Genomic DNA, 19,579 nt, shown 5'->3' with positions numbered 1-19,579 from the left:
ATTGGTCCCTTTCGCCGGGGCGGTAAGTGCAAGATCAGCGGGACGGGGTGGGTGCGGCGGCCGGGGTGGGGGTGCGGGTGGCCTGGCGGGTGCGGTGGGAGTGGCGCAGGGCGTCGGCGGTGAAGACCATCAGGGCCAGCCACACCAGCGCGAAGCCGGCCAGCCGGACCGCGGGCATCGGCTCGTGGAAGATCAGCACGCCGCAGCCGAGCTGGAGGATCGGGGCCAGATATTGCAGCATGCCGACAGTGGACAGCGGCAGCCGGTTCGCCGCCCCGGCGAACAGCAGCAGCGGGATCGCGGTGGCAGCGCCGGCCAGCACCAGCAGCGCGGTGTGCCCGGCCGAGACGTGCCCGAACGTCGAGTCGCCGCGCGCCGACAGCCAGCCCAGGTACGCCAGCGCGGGCAGCGCCAGCACCGCCGACTCCACGAACAGCCCTTCCGTGGCGGGCAGCGCGAGGCGCTTCTTGACCAGGCCGTACCCGGCGAAGCTGAACGCCAGGGTGAGCGCCAGCCAGGGCAGCCGGCCGTAGTCGACGGCGAGCACCGCCACCGCGAGCCCGCCGACGCCGAGCGCCGCCCACTGCGCCGGGCGCAGCCGTTCGCGCAGCAGGAAGACGCCGAACAGCACCGACACCAGCGGGTTGATGAAGTACCCGAGCGCCGTCTCCACCACCCGGCCGGAGTTCACGCCGTAGATGTACGTGCCCCAGTTGACGGCGATCAGCGCGGCGGCGAGCCCGATGCCGGCGAGCGCCCGCGGCCGCCCGGCCAGCCTGCGCAGGAAACCGGCGTGCCGCGTGGCGGCCAGCAGCAACGCCACGAACGCCACCGACCAGAGGATCCGGTGCGCGAGGATCTCCATCGGCCCGGCCGGGCGCAGCAGCTTCAGGTAGATCGGGAAGAAACCCCAGATCAGGTACGCGCCGACGCCGTACAGGTAGCCGAGCCGGAGCTGGTTCACCGCTCCACCGTAAGTGGTGGATCTGTCTGCTGATCCTTATCGGTGACCGGCGTCACCCGCTGATCCAGCTCCATCCACCGATCCGGCGCGACCGGGCGGAAGCCGAGCTTCGCGTAGACCCCGTGCGCGTCGAGCGTCGCCAGCAGGATCCGGCGTACGCCCAGCTCGGCCAAGTGGTCGCGGACCGCGCCGGCCAGCCAGGTGCCCAGCCCGCGACCGCGCTCGGCCGGGTCGACGTAGACGTCGCAGAGCCAGGCGAACGTGGCCCGGTCGGTGACCACCCGGGCGACAGCGACCTGCCGGCCGTCACCGGGGCGGTAGACGCCGAAGCCGATCGAGCCGGCGAACGAGCGCGCGACCGTCTCCCGCTCCCGCCCCCGCGCCCAGTAGGCGTCGCCGGCGAGCCAGGCGTGCACCCGGTCCAGGTCGATCCGGTCCGGGTCGGTGCTGATCTGGTAGCCGTCCGCGCGGGTCACAGTGAACACCCGCCGACGCTAGCGCCGACACCCGGGCCGCTCGCCAGCCAATTCCCTCCTGGTGGACCCGGCCGGTCGCCGTCGCGCCCGGCCGGGGCCGGGGGTGTCAGTCGCGGTCGAGGACGGCGCCCAGGATCCAGGTGACGATGCCGACGAACAGCGCGCCCAGCACCGCCTCCGGCCAGAACCCGTCCACGTGGAAGGGCAACCCGGCCTCACCGGCGATCCAACTGGTGAGCAGGAAGAGCAGGCCGTTCACCACGAGCGCGATCAAACCGAGGGTGAGCAGGTAGAAGCCGCAACCCACGGTCTTGATGATCGGCTGGAGCACCGCGTTGACCACTCCGAAGATCACCGCGACGAGAACCAGCGTGATCACGGTCTCGGTGGCCGACCCGGAGTCCAGCGAGATGCCGGGGATGAGCAGCGTGGCGAGCCAGAACGCCACTGCCGTCGAGCCCACACGAATCAGAAGACCCTTCAGGAAATCCATGGCCGGGATCGTGCCACGGACGTACCACCAGGGAAAGCAGCGTGACGCCCCCGCGCGCCTCAGCGTCGCGCCGGGCGACCGACCAGTTGCGACTCCACAGGCGTCGGTGAGAGCAGCGCCCACCGCAGGGCCCGCCGGTTGACCACCGCCACCATGTCGTCGCGGATGCGGGTCAACCAGTCGGCGGATCCGCCGAGCCCGAGCGCCGCTCCGGCCAGCGCCGCCTCGTCCGGGTCGAGTGGCTGCAGGATCGCCAGGTCGGCGCGGGCCAGCGTCGCCGTGTCGGCCGCGGTCAGCTCGTCGCGGACCACGAGCACGGACTGCCAGGCCGCGTCCGGCCCGGCCTCCGGCGGCACCGGGCCGACGTCGACCACCACCAGCAGCGGGCACAGCGGTGAGGCGGGCGCGCCGCCGGGCGGACGCCCCGGCGGAAGCAGCGGTACGCCGCCACCGAGCGTCCCGACGCCGCGGACGAACGGCTCCCAGGCCCGGGGACGGCCGGTCTGCACCGCCACCCGGGCACCCAGCGCCAGCGCCCGCAGCACGAGCAGTTGAGCGGCCGGCACACCGCCGATCAGCAGCACCCGTGTCGGGGCGGGCCGGAACAGGCGCACGGTGAGCGCGGCGCCGTGGCGGTTGGCGCCCACCATCAGGCCGGCGGTGGCCGGGGGCAGTTCCAGTGCGGGCGGCGGCGACCCGGACCCACCGGTCACCCCGAGCGGCAGCGTGGCGGCGAGCCCGGCCAGGTGCTCCCCGTCGAGCCGGCGCAGCTCCCCGCCGACGTCACCGGCGACGCGCCGAAGCGTCCGATCCACCGCCGACAACTCGTCCGCGCTGCCGGCGGCGACCCGCACCGCCAGCTCGGCCGGGGCCGGATTCGTCCCGGCGCGGGGTCCGACCGTCAGCGCGACGGTGGTGGCGGTGGCGGGCACCGCGAGCAGCCGGGTGACCAGCCCCGGGGAGGGCTCGCCCCGCGGATCGGGCCACCGGCGCAGTCGCCAGGTGGCCTGCGCCAGCCCGCCCACGGTGAGCAGCGGCCACGTCTCCCGGACCGGGGCGCCGGGCTCGTGATGGGCCAGCTCTGCGATCACCCGCAGCGCCGCGTCCCCGCCGAGCGGCCGGGCGGTGAGCGGCCCGAGCCGGCGGACGATCCGCCGCAGCGTGCCGGAGAGCGCCCGCAGCAACTCCTCGTCCGGCCAGCCGTCCGCCCGCAACACCTGGACGGCCAGGACCGCGCGCGTCCGCCCCGGCACCCGGCCGTCGGTGAGCTGCCGGTAGGACGTCCCGGCGGGACCGCCCGCGACGGCCGGCACGGGCGCGGGGGAGGACGAGAAGACGAGCTGCAACCGGACCGCTGGGGCGTCCGGGCCGCTCGGCGGGAGCAGGTCGGACGGTACGGGCAGCCGGCGCGCGTGGTCACCGAGCAGGTCGTCCGGGTCGCCGAGTTCCAGCAGCGCGGTCAGGCCGGCGGCGTCGTGCAGCACCGCGGCCGGACCGCCGGCCAGCTCGGTGGAGCCGGCCACCGCCCCCGGCCGGACCAGTTCCAGCAGCGCCGCCGGGTCGGCGGCCGACGGCAGGGCGCGGCGCCGGGTCAGGTACGCGACGGCGGTGACGAGCCATTCGTGCAGCCAGCGGCCGCGTACCCGGATCCACGCGGCCGGCAGCATGAGCGCGGCGGTGAGCAGCGCGGCGGCGGTCGCCACGAAACCCCGCCCGGCGGCGGCCACCAGCACGGCCGCCGCGACCTGTGTCGCCACGACCTGACCGGCCCGCTGCCGCGCGCCCGGCCGTCGTGTCCACAGTGGGGCGGACGCGGCCGGCCGGGTCGTTGTCGTCGCGGCCACCGCACCTCCTCGCCCGGGTCCCGCTGTGACATCACCGTGGCACATCGTAATGGCCGAGTTGTCCACAGGGGAGCCCGAGGGGGTAGCAGAACCGGAGTGGGGCGGCTACCGTCAGCGACGAAATCGTCGAGTCGCGTGTCCGCCGCCGCCTGGTCTTCCCCTCCACCGGCCCCGGGCGCCCCCGGCGAGTCCACGGTGGTCACCGGGGTGACCAGCCACGACCGAGGAGACGAGGTGACGTCCGGGATGTCCCAGACCCAGGCAGAAGCCGCGGTGATGCAGCAGACCGCCGCGAAGTTCGAGCAGGTCGACCAGTCGCTGCAGACCATGCTCAGCGGCCTGATGGCCGAGCTGGAGGTGCTGCAGCAGGCCTGGCGGGGCGCCGGAGGGCGCTCGTTCGCGCAGGTCAAGCAGCAGTGGGCGCAGGACCAGGCGGCCCTGCAGCGGGCGCTGCGGGAGACCGCCACCGCGATCCGCACCGCCGGCCGGCAGTACGACCTGTCCGACACCGAGGCCGCCGGCCGGGTGGCGGGCACCAACCGCGGCATCCAGCTGCCGCTCTGACAACCGGAAGGATCGAACTCATGGAGCACGGTGTGCTGGTCGTCAACTTCGCCGCCCTGCAACAGGCCGGCGCCGACATCCAACGGGCGTTGTCCACCCTGGAGAGCCAGCTCGGCCAGTTGGAACGCGACGCCGCCCCGCTGGTGGCGAGCTGGAACGGCGCCGCCCGCGAGGCGTACGAGGTGCGGCAGTCCCGGTGGCGGGCCGCCTCGCAGGACCTGCAGGCGATGCTGCGCGACATCAAGCTCGCGGTGGAGGATTCCGCGGCCGACTACCTCGACACCGAGAAGCGCAACACCAACCTGTTCCAGTGAAGCGTCCCGTGCGGCCCGGGTCTGCCGATCCGGGCCGCACGGCGGTTCAGGCCCGGTCGGCCGCCCGCCAGCGGCGCCGTGCTCCGCGCGGCAGCACCAGGGCGAGCGCCGCCACGAGTGCCACGGTCCCGCCCACGACGGCGGCGGTCAGCAGCGCCCGGTCCCGGGCCGTCCCGCGGCGAGCCTCGCGGGCCAGCGCGGCCGGATCTGGCCGGTCGGCGGGCAGCGCGGCGCCCGGCCGGGGCCGGGAGTCCATCACGCCCGCCGACTCGGTCACCGCCCGGTACGGGTTGAGCACCCCCGCGCCGTAGCCGGTCTCCCGTCCCGGGGCCGGGTCGGCGGCGGCCACGATCCGGGCGGCCACCTCGTCCGCGCTCAGCCGGGGCCGGTACTGACGCAGCAGCGCCGCGGTGCCGGCCACGAACGGAGTGGCGTAGCTGGTGCCCTCCGCCCGGTGGTGTCCCTGGCGGGGCGCCGCCATCAGCACCTCGCTGCCCGGGGCGACCACGTCGACGTACGGGCCGGTCTGGGAGAACGCCGAGCGGGTGCCGTCCGGGCCGATCGCGCCCACCCCCAGCACGCCGTCGTACGCGGCCGGGTAGGGCCGGGGATCGCCGTTGTCGTGCAGGTTCCCGGCGGCGGCCACCACCACCACGTCCTGTCGCAGCGCGTACGCGACGGCGGCGCGCACGTCGGGGTCGTCCGCGTACAGCACGACCGACAGGTTGAGCACGTCGGCGTCGTGGTCCACCGCCCACTGGATCGCCCGGGCGAACCCGGTCGCGTCGACGGTACGCCCCGACTCCCGCCCCTCGACCACCTGCTGCTCGCTCACCCGTACCGGCAGGATGCGCGCGTCCGGCGCGAGGCCGCGGAACGCGATGCCGGGCTGCGGGGCGGCGGCGACGATGCTCGCGACACCGGTGCCGTGCCCGGCGCAGTCCCGGGTGCCGTCCCCGCCCGGGTCGAGGAAGTCGGCGCCGGACAGGACGCGCCCGGCGAGCTGCGGATGGGACCGGTCCACGCCCGAGTCGATCACCGCGACCACGACTCCGGCGCCGGTGGCGAGCGGGGCGAGCCGGTCCGGGGCGTACCGTTGCTGCGGCCACGGCTGTTGCGCGACCGGCCGCGCCGGGGCGGGTGGCGAGGCGCAGCCGGCCGGCGCGCGAGCCGCCGCGGGGGCGACCGGAGACCCGACGGCGAGGAGCGTCGCCAGGGCGGCCACGGCCGGGTGCGCGACAGGCCGGTACATCGACGACCTCCGTAACGTGTCGGCTCCGGGACGGGATGTTATCGCCTCGTGGACATCGGGGCGGACCGTCGATGGCCAGAAGTCCTGATCTTGCTGCCACCTTGTAGGTTGTAGGCGATGCCTGTGGCCTGTTCGCGGAAGGAGAGGTGGCCGTGACCGGATGGGAGCCGGCCACCGAGGCCGAGGTGGCGATGCGGGACGCGCTGCGCGCCCAGGACCAGCAGCAGTACTTTCGGGTGCTGACGCGCGTCGATTTGTTCCTGCCGGTCGCGGGCGGCCCGGCCGGCGGATGGGGCACCTGGACCTCCGGCGGCCGCACGCACGTGCTCGCCTTCACCTCCGCCGCCGCGCTGCGGGCCAGCCTGGGGGAGAACGCCGGCACGGCCCGCCGTGTGCCCTACCCGGAACTGGCGGACGGCTGGCCCAACCCGGAGTGGTGGCTGGCGGTCAACCCCGGGCTGCCGATCGAGGGCTACCTGCCCGCCTGGTACGTCGCCCAGCTCTCCCGGGGCGATGTCCGGCTGCCCGGGCGGACCATGGGCGCTCGGGCCCGGCTGGAGCGGGTGGAGGGCGCGGCCCGGAGCGCGCGCAACGGCGTACCCGATTCCGCGCCCCGCCCGTCCGCCGTACCCGTCCCGCCGGCCGCCGTCCCGCCCCCTGTCGTTCCGGCTCCCGCGGTTCCGCCTCCGGCGGTGCCGGGCGACCGGGGCGGACCGCGGACTGCGGACGACGAGCCGCCGACGGTGCCGGTACGCGGCGGTTCGGTGCTGGGGCGGCGGCTGCCGACCGTGCCGCCCCGCCGCCGGGAGCCGGACCGGGACAGCCCGGGCCGCGCCGACCCGGGCGACGAACCGGGTACGGACGCCCTGGACGGCTGGCTCACCGACCTGCGCCGCCGCCCCGACGAGCCGGACCCCTTCGCCGCCGAGCCCGCGTCGACCGACGAGCCGCCGCCGACCCCCACGCCACCGCCACCGTCGCGGTCCTTCTTCGAGCCCGCCTCCGGTCGCTCGGCCCGGCGCCCGTCACCGCTGGACGCGCCACGGCGGGCCGCCGACCGGGCCACCCCGCCGACCCGGTTCGCCGGTGGCCAGCCGTTTCCGCGTCGCCGTCCGCTGAACGAGCCGGTACGGGAGGACCCCACCCAGGCGTTCGCGGCGCAGGCGGACGAGCCACCTCCGGCGCTCCGGACCGACGAGGCGACCCAGGCGTTCCGGCCGAGCCGCCCACCCGAGGACGCCATCGGGACGCTGCCCCGGCGTCACTCCGGCCCTGCCACCCCCGCGACGGACACGTGGGCCGACCCGGTCGGCCCCGACCGGGAGGCCCCGCCCTGGAACGCTGCCGAGGACCCGACGGAGGCGCTGTCGCCCTCGATCGCCGAGCCGGTGTCGAGCCCGCCCGCGCCGCGCCGGGACTTCACCCCCATCGTCATCGAGGGCACGGTCATCGAGGCCCGCGACCTGACCGAGCCCGATCAGCCCTGGTCCGCGCAGTACGCCGACCCGGTGCGTGCCGCGTCGGCCGATCACGCGGCGGCACCCTGGGCCGGTGACCCGACCGCGCCGCTCCCGGCCGACCCGCTGCTGACGACCGGCGACGAGACGATGAACCTCACCGAGGCCGCCCACACCGTTGCGCCGGCCGAGACGGCGCCGTTCGACCGGGCCGGACGGCTCGACGATCCGACGGTGTCGTTCACCTCGACGGCCGAACCCACGGTTTCCCTGTTCGAGGCGCACACGCCGGCTGCCGAGCCGACCACCTCGCTGTTCGCGCCGACGCCGCCCGAGCAGACGGCGGCCCTGATCGCGCCGGCCACCGCCGGGGAACAGGCCACCGTGTCGCTCTTCGAGCCGGCCGCCGACGCCGAGCCGGCCACGCAGCCGGCCACCGAGGCCGAACCGGCGGCCTTCGACGACTCCGTCACCACGTCGCTGTTCGCGCCGGGTGAGCCGACCGTCGCGCTGTCCACCCCGCACGAGACGCCGGACACCTCGGCGCCGCCCGCGCCCCTGGCGGAGCCGGCGCCGATCGACGGCGACCCGGTGAGCGCCGCCGCTCCGGCCGACTTCGTGCCGGCGAACAACGTGGAGGAGGAGTTGCTGGCCGCCGCGGGCAGCGGGAGCACCGACGGCTTCCTCACCACCCTGCTGCTGGCCCGGGTGCTGCTGCCGGCCGCGCCCGACTCGGCCGCGGGCAGCCGGCCGGGTGAGCCGGGGTTCGTCTGGCACACCGAGCCGGTGGACGGCGAGACGTCCGTCTCGGTCTACACCTCCCTGGAACGCCTCGCCGAGCACGCCGGAGACGCGGTCGAGACGGTACGGGTCAAGTTCGTCCAGCTCATTCGCAAGTGGCCGGACGTGTCCTGGTCGTTCCGGGTGAACCCGGGCAGCCCGGTCGGCGCGACGTACCCGGGGGAGCAGGTTCTCGCGCTCGCCAACTGGGCGGCCGAGGTGGGCCTCGGCGACGACCCGGAGCCGGCCGCCGCGCAGCAGCCGGCGGAACGACAGCGCCCGGAGGCGCCGACCATCGCCGCGAACCAGCCGGTGACCATGCAGAAGGCGATCGCGGCGAGCCAGCTCGCGTACTACCTGGAGCGTGGCTACGACCGGGTCTCCGGCTTCGTGCACCGGGCCGGGGAACTGGCGCACCTGAACAGCCCGGCGGAGCTGTACCGGGCGCTCGGGCTCGGCCACCCGGGTTCGCCGTTCTCCCCGGACGACGAGGAGATCTACCTCCTGCGCTGGCCGGCCTACCGGCCGAGCCTCTACCGGATCCCCTACGGCGGGCCGAACGAGGCCGCGATGCGGGCGATGGAGGGCTGGGTGATCGAGCGGCCGCCGTTCCGCGGCAACGGCTTCGCTCCCGGGGAGAGCAGCGACGTGATCGCCGAGTTCAAGGTGGACAGCGCCCGCCTGCCGCACGGCGCCGAGCTGTGGCGGCTCGGCGCGGACGGCGCCACGCGGCTGGTCGCGGTCCTGGACACCGACGCGCTGGTCTGGCGGAAGGCGGACGAGGCGTGACCCGCGACGGCTACGTGGCCCGCTGGCGGGGGCGGGAGTACCAGGCCAGCCCCGCCGGGGACGAGGTCCGCCTCTACCAGCCCGGCCCGGAGGAGGGTTTCACCGAGGTACGCCCCGGCCGGCACGTCCGGGTGGTGCCGGCGGCCGAGGTCGACGATCTCGCGTACGTGCGGACCACCTGCACCTGGCAGGGACAGCCGTTCATCGTGCTGGCCGAGCACGAGGGCTGGCTGCGGCTGGAGTACACGGGTGGGCGCTGGCCGGTGGCCGAGGCGATGGGGCTGGAGGCGTTCGACTTCGGCGTCTACCAGGGCTGGGCGCCCGCGACCGAGGTGGCCGACCTGGGCGAGCAGCGGGTCTGAGTCAGGACTTCGCCCAGCGCAGGACCTCGCCGAGCACCAGGTCACGGGCCTCCACGTGGGGGAAGTGCCCCACGTCGTCGAGCAGCCGCCACTCGTACGGCGCGCTGACGTAGCGGCCGGAGCCCTGGGCGGTACGGGGAAGCGACGCGCGGTCCAGCGCGCCGTGCAGTTGCAGGGTCGGCGTGACGAGCGGCTTCTGCATCAGCTTCACGAAGCGGTAGCCGTGCAGCCGCAGCACCGAGCGGAACGCCCAGCGGTAGCCCTCCATCGCGCAGAACGCGGCCTGCGGGATCTGCATCGCGACCCGGCAGCAGTGGGCGTAGGCGGCGAAGTCGGGGCTGTCCGCCCAGCGTGGGCCGCCCCACCGGCGCAGGATCTCCTCCACCTCGGCGGCGTCGTCCCGGGTCAGGACGTGCTCGTAGCGGGGGAGCTGGAACTTGAGCGTCGCGGTGGCCGAGGCGAACTGGCCGCGCGGGTCGGCGAAGATGGCGGCCCGCAGCCGCAGCGGGTGCGGCGCGCCGAGCACCACGAGCCGCCGGACCAGGGTCGGGTGGAAGGAGGCGGCGGTCCAGCCGATGAGCCCGCCCGCGCCGGTGCCGACCACCGTGGCCGATCGCTCGCCGAGTGCGCGGATCAGGCCGGCGACGTCGGCGGCGAGCGTGTAGCCGTCGTACCCCCGGGGTGGTTTGTCGCTCGCGCCGTAGCCGCGCAGGTCGACGGCGACCGCCCGGAAGCCCGCGTCCGCGACCGCCGGCAGCATCTCGTGCCAGGCGTACCAGTACTCGGGGAAGCCGTGGAGGAAGAGCACCATCGGACCGGCGCCCGCCTCGACGACGTGGAACCGGCTGCCGTTGGCGCCGACGAACCGGTGCGTCCACGGCCCCTCGGGCAGGACGCAGGACTCGTCGACGGGTCCGCCGCGCTGGTCGGTCATGGGGCACAGCCTAGGGCCGCCGATCGCGCATCGGGCTCGCAGGTGACCAGGATCAGGGATTTCTCCGGGAGGTGACCCATGTGGCCCGGCGACCGCTTGCGGGGTCAGGATTCGGCGACGCGCATGGGGATGCCGGGCCCGCAGTCCACCGAGCGGTCCCGCGCGGTGAGCCGCAGTGAGACGAAGTCGCCCTTGCGTAACTCCCCGGCGTCCGGGCCGTACACGGCGTACTCCGTGCCGTTCTCGTCCATCAGGCCGTAGCAGGGTCCGGCGCCGCCCCGGGTGATCCATCCGGCGACGACGCCGGCCGGGCGGTTGTCGGTCGGCTTCCTCGGCGGGCCGGCGGGACGCCGCAGCGTCGGCAGTTCGGTGGCGGACAGCGGCGCGGGCCGGTCGGCGGGCGTGCCCGCGCCGCTCGCGGCCGGCTGGTGGTCGTCGGACACGGATCCTCCGTCTCGGCCGCGCCGTCGATCAGCGCCATCGTGGGGCGGCCGGCAGCGTGGGGCGGGTGTCGAACGGATGGGACGCGGGCGGGGTACGCCGGGTTCCCGGAAAGGGCGATGCCCGGGCGGTGAGCCCGCCCGGGCATCGCGTGGCGCGTCGATCAGTGGATCAGGAGAAGCGGACCTTCAGCGAGGTGCCGTTCTGCTCCAGGACCTTGATCTTGGTGCCGGTGGCCGGGAGCTTGACGCCGTGGTTCGGCAGCTCCGGGTACCAGTACTGCTTGGTGTCGTCGAACAGCGGCTGCGCGTCCTGACCGCGGATGTACTGCGGCTGGCTGTTGATGTGCAGCGTGAACGAGTCGGCCTTCTTCAGGCTGAACGGCGCGTCGTAGACCTGGACACGGGCCCGCCAGGGCTGGCCGGTCAGGTTGTAGATCGGCCGCGGGTGCGCGTCGATGATCATGTTCCGACCCTCACCCGGGTGCGCGAACGTGTCGTTGTCCGCGAACCGCAGGTTCCAGTAGGAGATCAGCAGACCCTCCTGGTACGCGTAGTGGTCCACGTAGTCCGGGCGGGTGTTCGCGTAGCCGAAGAAGTACGGGCCGGTCTTGAGGTACTTGTCGTACGAGACGTACGACCGGTGACCGGCGATGTAGTAGTTGTCGAACTTACGGGTGTAGGTCTCCTCGACGATGCTGAAGCCGCTGAGGGTCCAGCCGTTGGCACCGGCCTCGGCGCCGTCGGTGAGGAGGGTCTGACCGTCGGCGGTCACGGTGATCGCGTCACCGTAGAAGCCGCCCTCGGACACACCGCCGTCCGTCTGGTAGCGGAGCCGGAACTGCACGACCTTGCCGGCGACCGCGTCCATCGGGATGTTGACGTCGACCCACTGGTCGTTGCTGGAGCCGTCCAGGGCGTAGCGCCCGGGGGAGATCTCCTTCAGCGGGGTGCCGTTGGCCGTACCGGGCAGCGAGGTCCAGGTCTGGCCACCGTCGGTGGACGCCTCGAAGAACAGGTAGTCGTAGTCCGCCTCGATGCTGTAGCGACCCTTCATCGACAGCGCGGCGCTGGTCTTCCCGGTGAGGTCGACAGTGCGCGTCATCGTGTTGTTCAGGTCGTCGTCGTTGCCCGAGAAGAACTGCTTCGTACCCTCGAACGGCTTGCCGTTCTGGAACGTGTACTCCCGCTGCGGCAGCACCACCACGGCGCCCTGGGCCTTGTTGGAGTTGTACTCCTGCGGCCCGAGTTCCAGGGTGCGCTTCTGGCCGGCCACGATCACCTCGTAGTCGAGCCAGCCGAGCTGGAGCTTGTTCCAGGCGCCGAGGTCGCCACCGCGCTCGCCGATGCCGCCGTCGTTCTTGGCGCCGAGCCGGCTCTGGGCCATCAGGGTCCAGTGCTCGTTGTTGTTGTCCCCACCGCTGACCACGTTGTAGTCGTCCGGCAGACCGAGGTCGTGGCCGTACTCGTGGTAGAAGACGCTCCGGCCACCGTTCTCCGGCTGGATCGTGTAGTCACCGATCCAGACGCCGGTGTTGCCGATCTGGGTGCCGCCGGCCGGGAAGTTCTCCGGGCCGGTGTTGCCCTGGTCGCTGGCGAAGGCGTACCACCGGTGGCTCCAGATGGCGTCCTCACCCTGGTACGGGTCACCGTCGGCCTCGTCGCCGCCGGCGTGGACGATCTGGAAGTGGTCGATGTAGCCGTCCGGCTCGTTGAAGTCGCCGTCGCCGTCGAAGTCGTACCGGTCCCACTGGTCCATCGCCTTGACGTCCGCGGCGATCTCCGCGTCGGAACGGCCCTGCGCCTTCTGGTCGGCGACCCACTGGTTGGCGGCGTCGCGGACCAGGGCCCAGGTGTTGGTGCAGACGTTCGAGGCACACGGGTAGCCGCCGGAGCGGCCGTAGCGAGCCTCGTTGTACCGCACCTTCACCCAGTTGGTGACCTCGCCGTCGACGCTGTACCGACCCGAGGACTGGGCCTCGTAGTACTGCTTCAGCGACTCGTCGCCCGGGTTGGTGCCGAAGTACAGCTGCCGGTAGTAGTCGGCGCTGTAGTCCGCCTGCCAGACCGTGGAGTTGTCCACCGCGCGGTTGGGCTGGGGGATCTGGTTGCGGAGCGGACCGTCGAACCGGGTCGGGCCCGGGGTGTCCGGGTCGGTGTCCTGGTCCGGGTAGTTCGGGTGCCGCTCGTCGCCGAACTCCGCGAGGATGACGAAGATCCTGTCGGTCCGCTCGCGGGAGAGTTCGACGTACTGGTCCTTGGTCGGGCCCTTGCCGGCCTTGGTGCTCTTGGCTGCCTTGCCCGCCGCGGGACCGGCGGCGGCCCGCTCGCCGACCTTGACGACCGTGCTGCCGTTGATCTTCTGGGCCTTCGCCCTGCCGGACAGGACCTCGCTGAGGCCTTCCTGGCGCAGCGCGCGCCGCTTCTCCTCGAGCGGGTTGGGCAGGTCGTGCTCAGCCTGCGCAGGCTCGGCCACCGACGGAGCGGCGGCCGGCAGCTTCGGCGTCGGCGCGGCGCTGGCGGCCGTGCCTGCCACCAGCCCCGTCGCGGTCAGCGAAAGCCCGAGCAGACCCACTGCGACTTTGCGCACGTGGTACCTCCGGTGTGAGGGAACCGGCCCAACTGGGGGTACGGGCCGGTGGAACGGTCCACTGGTGGGACCAAGGGTGAACATAGACACTGCTGCGACTGGTGGGAAGACGCGTGCGTCGATTTGTTGCAACTTTTTGTTGAGAACGCTTTTCACCGTCACACACCTGCCCGTCACCGAGTCGTTGACCAGCGACGATGCGCGGAGCCGCGATTGCAGAGACATGCATGGATTAATGGGTTAGCGGAAGGGCCGGGAGCGCTCACGCTCCCGGCCCTTCCCCCATCGAGCTAGATCAGATCATTTTTCGGTCATTCCGGTTCCGCTTTGACCGCGCCCGTTTCAGGGACGCGGCGGGACCACGTACACCTGGGCGTACGAGTTGTCCTTGGCGGCCCGCTTGATGATGATCGAGACGCCGTACTGGACGCCCGCGTCACCCGGGTTGCCGGTGCCGAGCACGATCGCCCCGCCACCCAGCGTCGAACCGTAGTAGTCCGTCGCCGGAGTGCCGTCCGGGTTCACCACCCGGGTCGTGTACTGCTGGTTGCCCCGCGACGGGACGACCACCGAGGCGTCGTTGTCCCGCGCGTACGCGGCGCCGTCACGGATCTCGATGCCCGGGTACCAGCCCTTGGCGTCGGTGAAGCCCTTCACCGGCGCCTGCGGGCCGAACTTCGTGCAGTACTCGCTGTACGGCTCGTCCGCCGCCTCCAGGCACTCCTTGAACGGGTACGTGGGCTTGAGGCCGAACGCGGCGTTGGAGGACTGCGGCCGGCTGGGCAGGTTCTTCAGCACCGACGGGTCCTTCTCGGCCGCGGTGCCCTTGCGGCGCAGCGGGTCGTTGTGCGAGTCGACGATCAGCAGACCGCCCTTGGCGCCGTAGCTGGGCAGCGCGGTCATCTGCGCGGTGACGTGGTTGACGTCGCCGAGCTGGGTGTCCCGGTACCAGACCAGCATGCCCGGCGCGTTGTACGCGATCCGGTCGACCTTCCAGGCCTCGTGCGAGTAGACGGTGTCGTAGGTGTACTTCAGGCCGTTGTCGAAGCCGTCGAAGTTACGCCACTCGGCCAGGTAGTAGTGCGACTTGACCTGCGTGCCCGAGTCGATGTACCAACCCGCGCCGCTGGTGTCGGTGAAGGTGCCGCCGGTCTGGGTCCAGCCCGCCGCGCCGCTCTCCACGTCGTCGCTCCAGGTGGTGGCGCCGCCGCCGGTCACCGAGAAGTCGTCGGCGAACCAGCCGCGCTCGACGAACGCCTCGTCGGTGGCGTACCGCAGCCGCACCTGCACGGTCTGCCCGGCGAACGACGACAGGTCGACGTAGTCGTGCCGCCAGCCGCCGGTGCTGCCGCTCAGGCCGTACTTCTTGTTGCCGAAGTCGACCATCCGGCCGTTCGGGTCGGCGTAGCCGTCGTTTGTGGAGACCAGCGCGCCGCCCTCGGCGTACACCTTCTGCTCGTTCCAGGTGGCGCCGCCGTCGGTGGAGACCTCGACGAAGCCGAAGTCCCAGTCCGCCTCGATGACGTAGTTGTTCCACATCCAGAACTTCGCGTCGGCGGCGTTCGGGACGGTCACCGTGCGGCTGAGCTTGACGTCGGCCCAGTTCTGGTCCGCGCCGGAGTACCACATGTTGCCGCCGCTGTGCGGCGTCGCCAGTGAGATCACCTTGTCCGGCAGGTCGATCTTGATGCCGTCCTCGGTGCCGACCGGCGTACGCGACGTCTGCCCGAGCTTGACCAGTTTGGACCGGTCACCCGGCCCGAACGTCTTCGGCTCGGCCCAGCCCAGCACCCACTTGTCCCACAGGCCCATGTGGGTGGGCAGCGCCTGGAAGATCTCGCCGGAGTGCGAGCCGGACGCCATCAGGTCCCAGAAGTCCACGTCCGAGTCGGCGTTGCCGGAGGTGTCGTAGAGGTCCGGCAGGCCCAGGTCGTGGCCGAACTCGTGGGCGAAGACGCCGACGCCGGCGTCCTCCGGCTGCACGATGTAGTTCGACACCTTCAGGTTGGTGCCGGGGATCGTGTAGCCGCCGGCCACCGTCGAGGAGTGCGCCCAGACCGAGTAGATGCCGATGTCGCCGCCGCCACGGGACTTGCCCTGGTTGGCGTGCACCAGCACCAGGTGGTCGATCACGCCGTCCGGCTCGTGGTAGTTGCCGTCGCCGTCGCGGTCGCTCTGGTCCTCGATGTCGTAGTCGGCCCAGGGGAAGTTCGGGTCGGCCGCGGCCAGCGCGTCGATCGCGTCGGTGGCGAGGCGGCCGGCGCCCTGCGGGTTGTCCGGGTGGCCGTTCATCGACTGCTCACGCCCGGCGACCCAGTTGCCGTTCTCGTCCTGGAAGCAGCGCGACGCGGCGTACCAGCCCTCCGAGTGCGGCACCGTGATCCACGGGGTGGCCTGCCCGTCCACCGTGTACGCGCCCTTGGACATCTCCAGGTACATGTTGTGCATGGTCCGCCCGGCGAGGCTGATGCCCGGCTTGCCGTCCGGCCCCTTGAGGTCCTTGCGGACCCGCTCGGTGATGCCCTTCTTGCTGTAGAGCATCTTGTCGTAGTGGGCCGGCGAGAAGTCCGGCACCCACATCGAGTTGTTGTCCTTGTGCGGCAGCGTGGCCGGGTTCGGGATGGTGTTGTGCCGCGGCCCGTTCTGCACCGTGCCGGGAACGCAGGTGCGGTCCTCGAACACCGTCTTCGGGACCATCACGTCGGTGAAGTCGTCGTTGGCGTTGTCGTTGAACTCGACGAGCAGCGTCAGCAGCTTGGCGGTCTGCGTACTCTTTGCCTGCTTGATCTTGCGAGGGCTCTTGCCGGTCCGGATGGACTTGGCCTCCAGCTTGGCCAGCTCACGGGCCGCGATCGGGTTGCCCCCGGCGTACTTGCGGTCGTAGGCGCGGGCCTCGTCCGCGGGCGAGGTGAAGACGCCGTCACGGCCCTTGATCTCCTTGCCGCCGGTGTCCGGCTGCACCTCGGGCTCGGCGTAGTTGATGTAGTGCTCGTCCGCCCCGATCGTGACCGGTGCGGACCGGGACGGCTGGGCCGCCGCGCTGCCCGTCACGGTCAGCGACGTGGCCGCGAGCGCGATGACGGGCAGCGCGACGAGTAAGCGTCGCCGTGCCCTGTGCTGCGACATGGGGAGCATGCCACTCCGTTCGTAGGGAATGGTGGGGAACCGGCCGTCTCACTGACGCTCGTCGAAATCCGCCGGTGCGGCTGAACGTAACCGACAACAAGCGACATCGACAGTGGTGGAAAAGTGCTCTGGCCGATCAGGTCAGATCGGGTCCCCCGATCGACCGGCGCGGATCCCGGATACGACGAAGGGGGCGGACCGCGCCGCGGTCCGCCCCCTGGTCGGCTGTCGTCAGTCCTCGTCGGACTTGCCGCTGCTCATCCCCGACGAGATCAACTCCATCACCGAGGAGTCCTGGAGTGTGGTCACGTCGCCGAGCGACCGGTTCTCCGCCACGTCCCGCAGCAACCGGCGCATGATCTTGCCGGAGCGGGTCTTCGGCAGCTCCGGCACCAGCATGATCTGCCGCGGCTTCGCGATCGGGCCGAGCGTCTTCGCCACGTGGTTGCGCAGCTCGGCGATGAGCTGCTCGCCCGCGTCGCCGGCGGTCTCCGCGGTGCCGCGCGGGATGGCGAACGCGACGATCGCCTGCCCGGTGGTCGGGTCGGTCGCGCCGACCACCGCCGCCTCCGCCACCGACGGGTGGCTGACCAGCGCCGACTCCACCTCCGTGGTGGAGATGTTGTGGCCGGACACCAGCATCACGTCGTCCACCCGGCCGAGCAGCCAGATGTGCCCGTCGTCGTCCTTCTTCGCCCCGTCACCGGCGAAGTAGACCCACTCGTCGCCGATGTTGGCGCCCGCGCCGAACCGCGACCAGTACGTCTCCAGGAAACGGTTGTCGTCACCCCACACCGTCCGCAGCATCGACGGCCACGGCTCCTTCAGCACCAGGTAACCGCCGCCGCCGTTCGGCACCGACTCACCCTGGTCGTCCACCACGTCGGCGACGATGCCGGGCAGCGGGCCCATCGCCGAGCCGGGCTTCGCCTCGGTCACACCGGGCAGCGGCGAGATCATGATGGCGCCGGTCTCGGTCTGCCACCAGGTGTCCACCACCGGCAGCTCACCGCGGCCGACGTGCTGCCGGTACCAGATCCACGCCTCCGGGTTGATCGGCTCACCGACGCTGCCGAGCAGACGCAGCGACGACAGGTCGTACCCGGCCGGGATGTCCTCGCCCCACTTCATCATGGTGCGGATCAGCGTCGGCGCCGTGTACAGGATGGTCACCTTGTACTTGTCGACGATCTCCCAGAACCGGCCCTTGTGCGGGGTGTCCGGCGTGCCCTCGTACATGACCTGGGTGGCGCCGTTGGAGAGCGGGCCGTACACGATGTAGGAGTGCCCGGTCACCCAGCCGATGTCGGCCGTGCACCAGTAGACGTCCGACTCCGGCTTCAGGTCGAACACCGCGTGCGTGGTGTACGACGCCTGGGTCAGGTAGCCGCCGGTGGTGTGCAGGATGCCCTTCGGCCGGGCCGTCGTGCCGCTGGTGTAGAGGATGAACAGCGGGTGCTCGGCGTCGAACGGCTGCGCCTCGTGCTCCGGCGCCGCCGTCTCCACCGTCTCGTGCCACCAGTGGTCCCTGCCCGACCAGGCGACCTCCTCACCGGTACGCCGCACCACCAGCACGTGCTCCACCGACGGGCACTTCGCCACCGCCTCGTCCACGGTCGGCTTGAGCGCCGACGGCTTGCCCCGCCGGTACCCGCCGTCCGCGGTGATCACCACCTTGGCGCTGGCGTCCTGGATCCGGTTGGTGAGCGCGTCCGCGGAGAAGCCGCCGAACACCACGCTGTGCGTGGCGCCGATCCGGGCGCAGGCGAGCATCGCCACCGCCGCCTCCGGGATCATCGGCATGTAGATCGCCACCCGGTCACCGGCGGTCACGCCCAGCTCCGTCAGCGCGTTCGCCGCCTGGCAGGTGAGCCGGTGCAGGTCGGCGTAGGTGACGGTGCGGGTGTCGCCGGGCTCGCCCTCCCAGTGGATCGCCACCTTGTCCCCGAGGCCCGCCTCGACGTGCCGGTCCAGGCAGTTGTACGCCACGTTCAGCGTGCCCCCGGTGAACCACTTCGCGAACGGGGCGTTCGACCAGTCGAGCACCTGCTCCCACGGCTGGGCCCAGGCCAGCCGGCCGGCCTGACGCGCCCAGAAGGCCAGCCGGTCACCGGCCGCCTCCTCGTACGCCTCGGCGGTCACGTTGGCGTTCGCGGCGAGTTCAGCCGGCGGCGGGAACTGGCGCGTCTCGTTCAGCAAGTTGGCCAATGCCTCGCTCATGCGGTGACTCCTTCGTCGCGTGACCTGCGTCTCCTACTCCGGGGAAGGTTAGTCCCGCCGTACCCCGGTCGCGACCGCCCGGCCCCGCACCGCGCGCCCAGCGGCCCTCCCCTCGCGCCGAGGTGTAAGGAAGGGCCCCTTGTTAACGCCTCCGGTAGAGGAAGGGACCCTTATTAACAACCCCGGGCATGGGGGGAGCCCGGCGGTCGCTAGCGTGACGGGGTGACCACCGATCCGCTCGCCCCGCTGCTCGCGCTCGCCGACGTCGCCCCCGCCGTCGAGCAGGCCCGCGAGCGGGTCGACCTGGCCCACCGGCACCGCGCGCTGCGCCGCCAGGGCGGCCAGGTCGCCGCCGAGGTCAGCCTCCGCTCCGCCGTGGCCAGCGCCGCGCTGGAGGGCCGCGTCCACGACCGCGAGGAGGTACGCGCCGGCACCGTCACCGACCCGGTGATGCAGGGCGCGCTGCGGGTGGCCGGAGCGCTGCCCGGGCTCAGCGACCTCTGGCCCAAGGCGCCCCGGCAGGTGCTGGCCCGGCTGCACGTGCTCGCCGCCCGCGACGTGGTGACCGAGGAGGAGTTGGGCCGGCCGGTCGCCGACCCGGTGGTCGCGGCCCGCCTCGACGGCCTGGCCGCCCTGGTCGCCGGCGGCACCAAGGTGCCACCGCTGGTGCTGGCCGCCGTCGTGCACGGCGAGCTGCTGAACCTGCGCCCCTTCCCGGGCCCGTCCGGGGTGGTGGCCCGCGCCGCCGCCCGGCTGGTGCTGATCTCCACCGGGTTCGACCCCCGTGGGCTGGTCGCTGTCGACGTCGGTCACCGCGAGCGCGAACCGGAGTACGTGGGCGCGGCCGGCGCGTTCGCCACCGGCACGCCCGACGGCCTGCGCTCCTGGCTACGGCACTACATGACGGCTGTCGAGGTCGGCGCCGACCAGATCACGCTCATCGGCGACGAGATCCTCGCCGCGTCCTGAGGTCG

Annotated in this window: 15 protein-coding genes; 5 read left to right on the top strand and 10 right to left on the bottom strand. The window is 72.6% G+C overall.

Annotated features, from left to right (window positions below):
• Positions 1-34: 34 nt before the first annotated feature.
• From rarD to eccE, 4 genes are all read right to left on the bottom strand, one after another.
• Positions 35-964 (bottom strand): EamA family transporter RarD, encoded by a 930-nt coding sequence (rarD, locus tag KBX43_RS11810; RefSeq protein ID WP_064448438.1) that lies wholly within the window; start codon positions 962-964, stop codon positions 35-37.
• Complete coding sequence (locus tag KBX43_RS11805; RefSeq protein ID WP_064448439.1) at positions 961-1,449, bottom strand: GNAT family N-acetyltransferase; 489 nt, start codon at positions 1,447-1,449, stop codon at positions 961-963. The genes rarD and KBX43_RS11805 overlap by 4 nt, the downstream gene beginning before the upstream one ends.
• 97 nt (positions 1,450-1,546) lie before the next feature.
• Positions 1,547-1,933: a phage holin family protein gene (locus KBX43_RS11800; RefSeq protein WP_030503717.1), complete on the bottom strand. Its 387-nt coding sequence runs from the start codon at positions 1,931-1,933 to the stop codon at positions 1,547-1,549.
• A gap of 59 nt (positions 1,934-1,992) precedes the next feature.
• Positions 1,993-3,777 (bottom strand): type VII secretion protein EccE, encoded by a 1,785-nt coding sequence (gene eccE / locus KBX43_RS11795; protein ID WP_069088822.1) that lies wholly within the window; start codon positions 3,775-3,777, stop codon positions 1,993-1,995.
• Positions 3,778-4,023: 246 nt separating this feature from the next.
• On the opposite strand from eccE, the gene KBX43_RS11790 reads away from it, so the two are divergent.
• Both KBX43_RS11790 and KBX43_RS11785 read left to right on the top strand, forming a co-directional pair.
• Positions 4,024-4,341, top strand: a complete 318-nt coding sequence (locus KBX43_RS11790) for a WXG100 family type VII secretion target (RefSeq protein ID WP_030503719.1) — start codon at positions 4,024-4,026, stop codon at positions 4,339-4,341.
• 20 nt (positions 4,342-4,361) lie between these two features.
• Positions 4,362-4,655: a WXG100 family type VII secretion target gene (locus tag KBX43_RS11785; protein ID WP_043327280.1), complete on the top strand. Its 294-nt coding sequence runs from the start codon at positions 4,362-4,364 to the stop codon at positions 4,653-4,655.
• A 46-nt stretch (positions 4,656-4,701) separates the two neighbouring features.
• Here KBX43_RS11785 and mycP read toward each other — a convergent pair whose 3' ends face one another.
• Entirely contained in the window at positions 4,702-5,907 is a 1,206-nt protein-coding gene (mycP, locus tag KBX43_RS11780; protein WP_210884408.1) for a type VII secretion-associated serine protease mycosin, read from the bottom strand.
• A 152-nt stretch (positions 5,908-6,059) separates the two neighbouring features.
• On the opposite strand from mycP, the gene KBX43_RS11775 reads away from it, so the two are divergent.
• Together KBX43_RS11775 and KBX43_RS11770 are read left to right on the top strand one after the other, a co-directional pair.
• Positions 6,060-8,933 carry an SseB family protein gene (locus KBX43_RS11775; protein WP_210884407.1) on the top strand — a complete coding sequence of 958 codons (2,874 nt, stop codon included), beginning with the start codon at positions 6,060-6,062 and terminating at the stop codon, positions 8,931-8,933.
• Complete coding sequence (locus tag KBX43_RS11770) at positions 8,930-9,295, top strand: hypothetical protein (RefSeq protein WP_210884406.1); 366 nt, start codon at positions 8,930-8,932, stop codon at positions 9,293-9,295. The genes KBX43_RS11775 and KBX43_RS11770 overlap by 4 nt, the downstream gene beginning before the upstream one ends.
• A gap of 1 nt (position 9,296) precedes the next feature.
• Here KBX43_RS11770 and KBX43_RS11765 read toward each other — a convergent pair whose 3' ends face one another.
• The 5 genes from KBX43_RS11765 to acs form a co-directional block, all read right to left on the bottom strand.
• The gene (locus KBX43_RS11765) at positions 9,297-10,229 is read right to left on the bottom strand and encodes an alpha/beta fold hydrolase (RefSeq protein WP_104114587.1); all 933 of its coding nucleotides are present in this window, start codon (positions 10,227-10,229) and stop codon (positions 9,297-9,299) included.
• Between the two features lie 104 nt (positions 10,230-10,333).
• On the bottom strand, positions 10,334-10,672 hold the full coding sequence (locus tag KBX43_RS11760) for a hypothetical protein (RefSeq protein WP_210884405.1): 339 nt from the start codon (positions 10,670-10,672) through the stop codon (positions 10,334-10,336).
• Positions 10,673-10,841: 169 nt separating this feature from the next.
• Complete coding sequence (locus KBX43_RS11755; protein ID WP_043327268.1) at positions 10,842-13,244, bottom strand: immune inhibitor A domain-containing protein; 2,403 nt, start codon at positions 13,242-13,244, stop codon at positions 10,842-10,844.
• Between the two features lie 357 nt (positions 13,245-13,601).
• Positions 13,602-16,385: an immune inhibitor A domain-containing protein gene (locus tag KBX43_RS11750; protein WP_223201261.1), complete on the bottom strand. Its 2,784-nt coding sequence runs from the start codon at positions 16,383-16,385 to the stop codon at positions 13,602-13,604.
• Between the two features lie 231 nt (positions 16,386-16,616).
• Complete coding sequence (gene acs, locus KBX43_RS11745) at positions 16,617-18,605, bottom strand: acetate--CoA ligase (RefSeq protein ID WP_187693914.1); 1,989 nt, start codon at positions 18,603-18,605, stop codon at positions 16,617-16,619.
• Between the two features lie 222 nt (positions 18,606-18,827).
• Between acs and KBX43_RS11740 the strand changes: the two genes are divergently transcribed.
• Positions 18,828-19,574 (top strand): oxidoreductase, encoded by a 747-nt coding sequence (locus KBX43_RS11740; RefSeq protein WP_043327263.1) that lies wholly within the window; start codon positions 18,828-18,830, stop codon positions 19,572-19,574.
• The last annotated feature ends 5 nt before the right edge of the window (positions 19,575-19,579 follow it).

The organism is Micromonospora sp. C41, from assembly GCF_018070485.1.
Taxonomy (GTDB): Bacteria; Actinomycetota; Actinomycetes; order Mycobacteriales; family Micromonosporaceae; genus Micromonospora; species Micromonospora chalcea.
The sequence above is the reverse complement of the archived record's forward strand: the minus strand, read 5'-3'. Positions and strand labels throughout refer to the sequence as shown.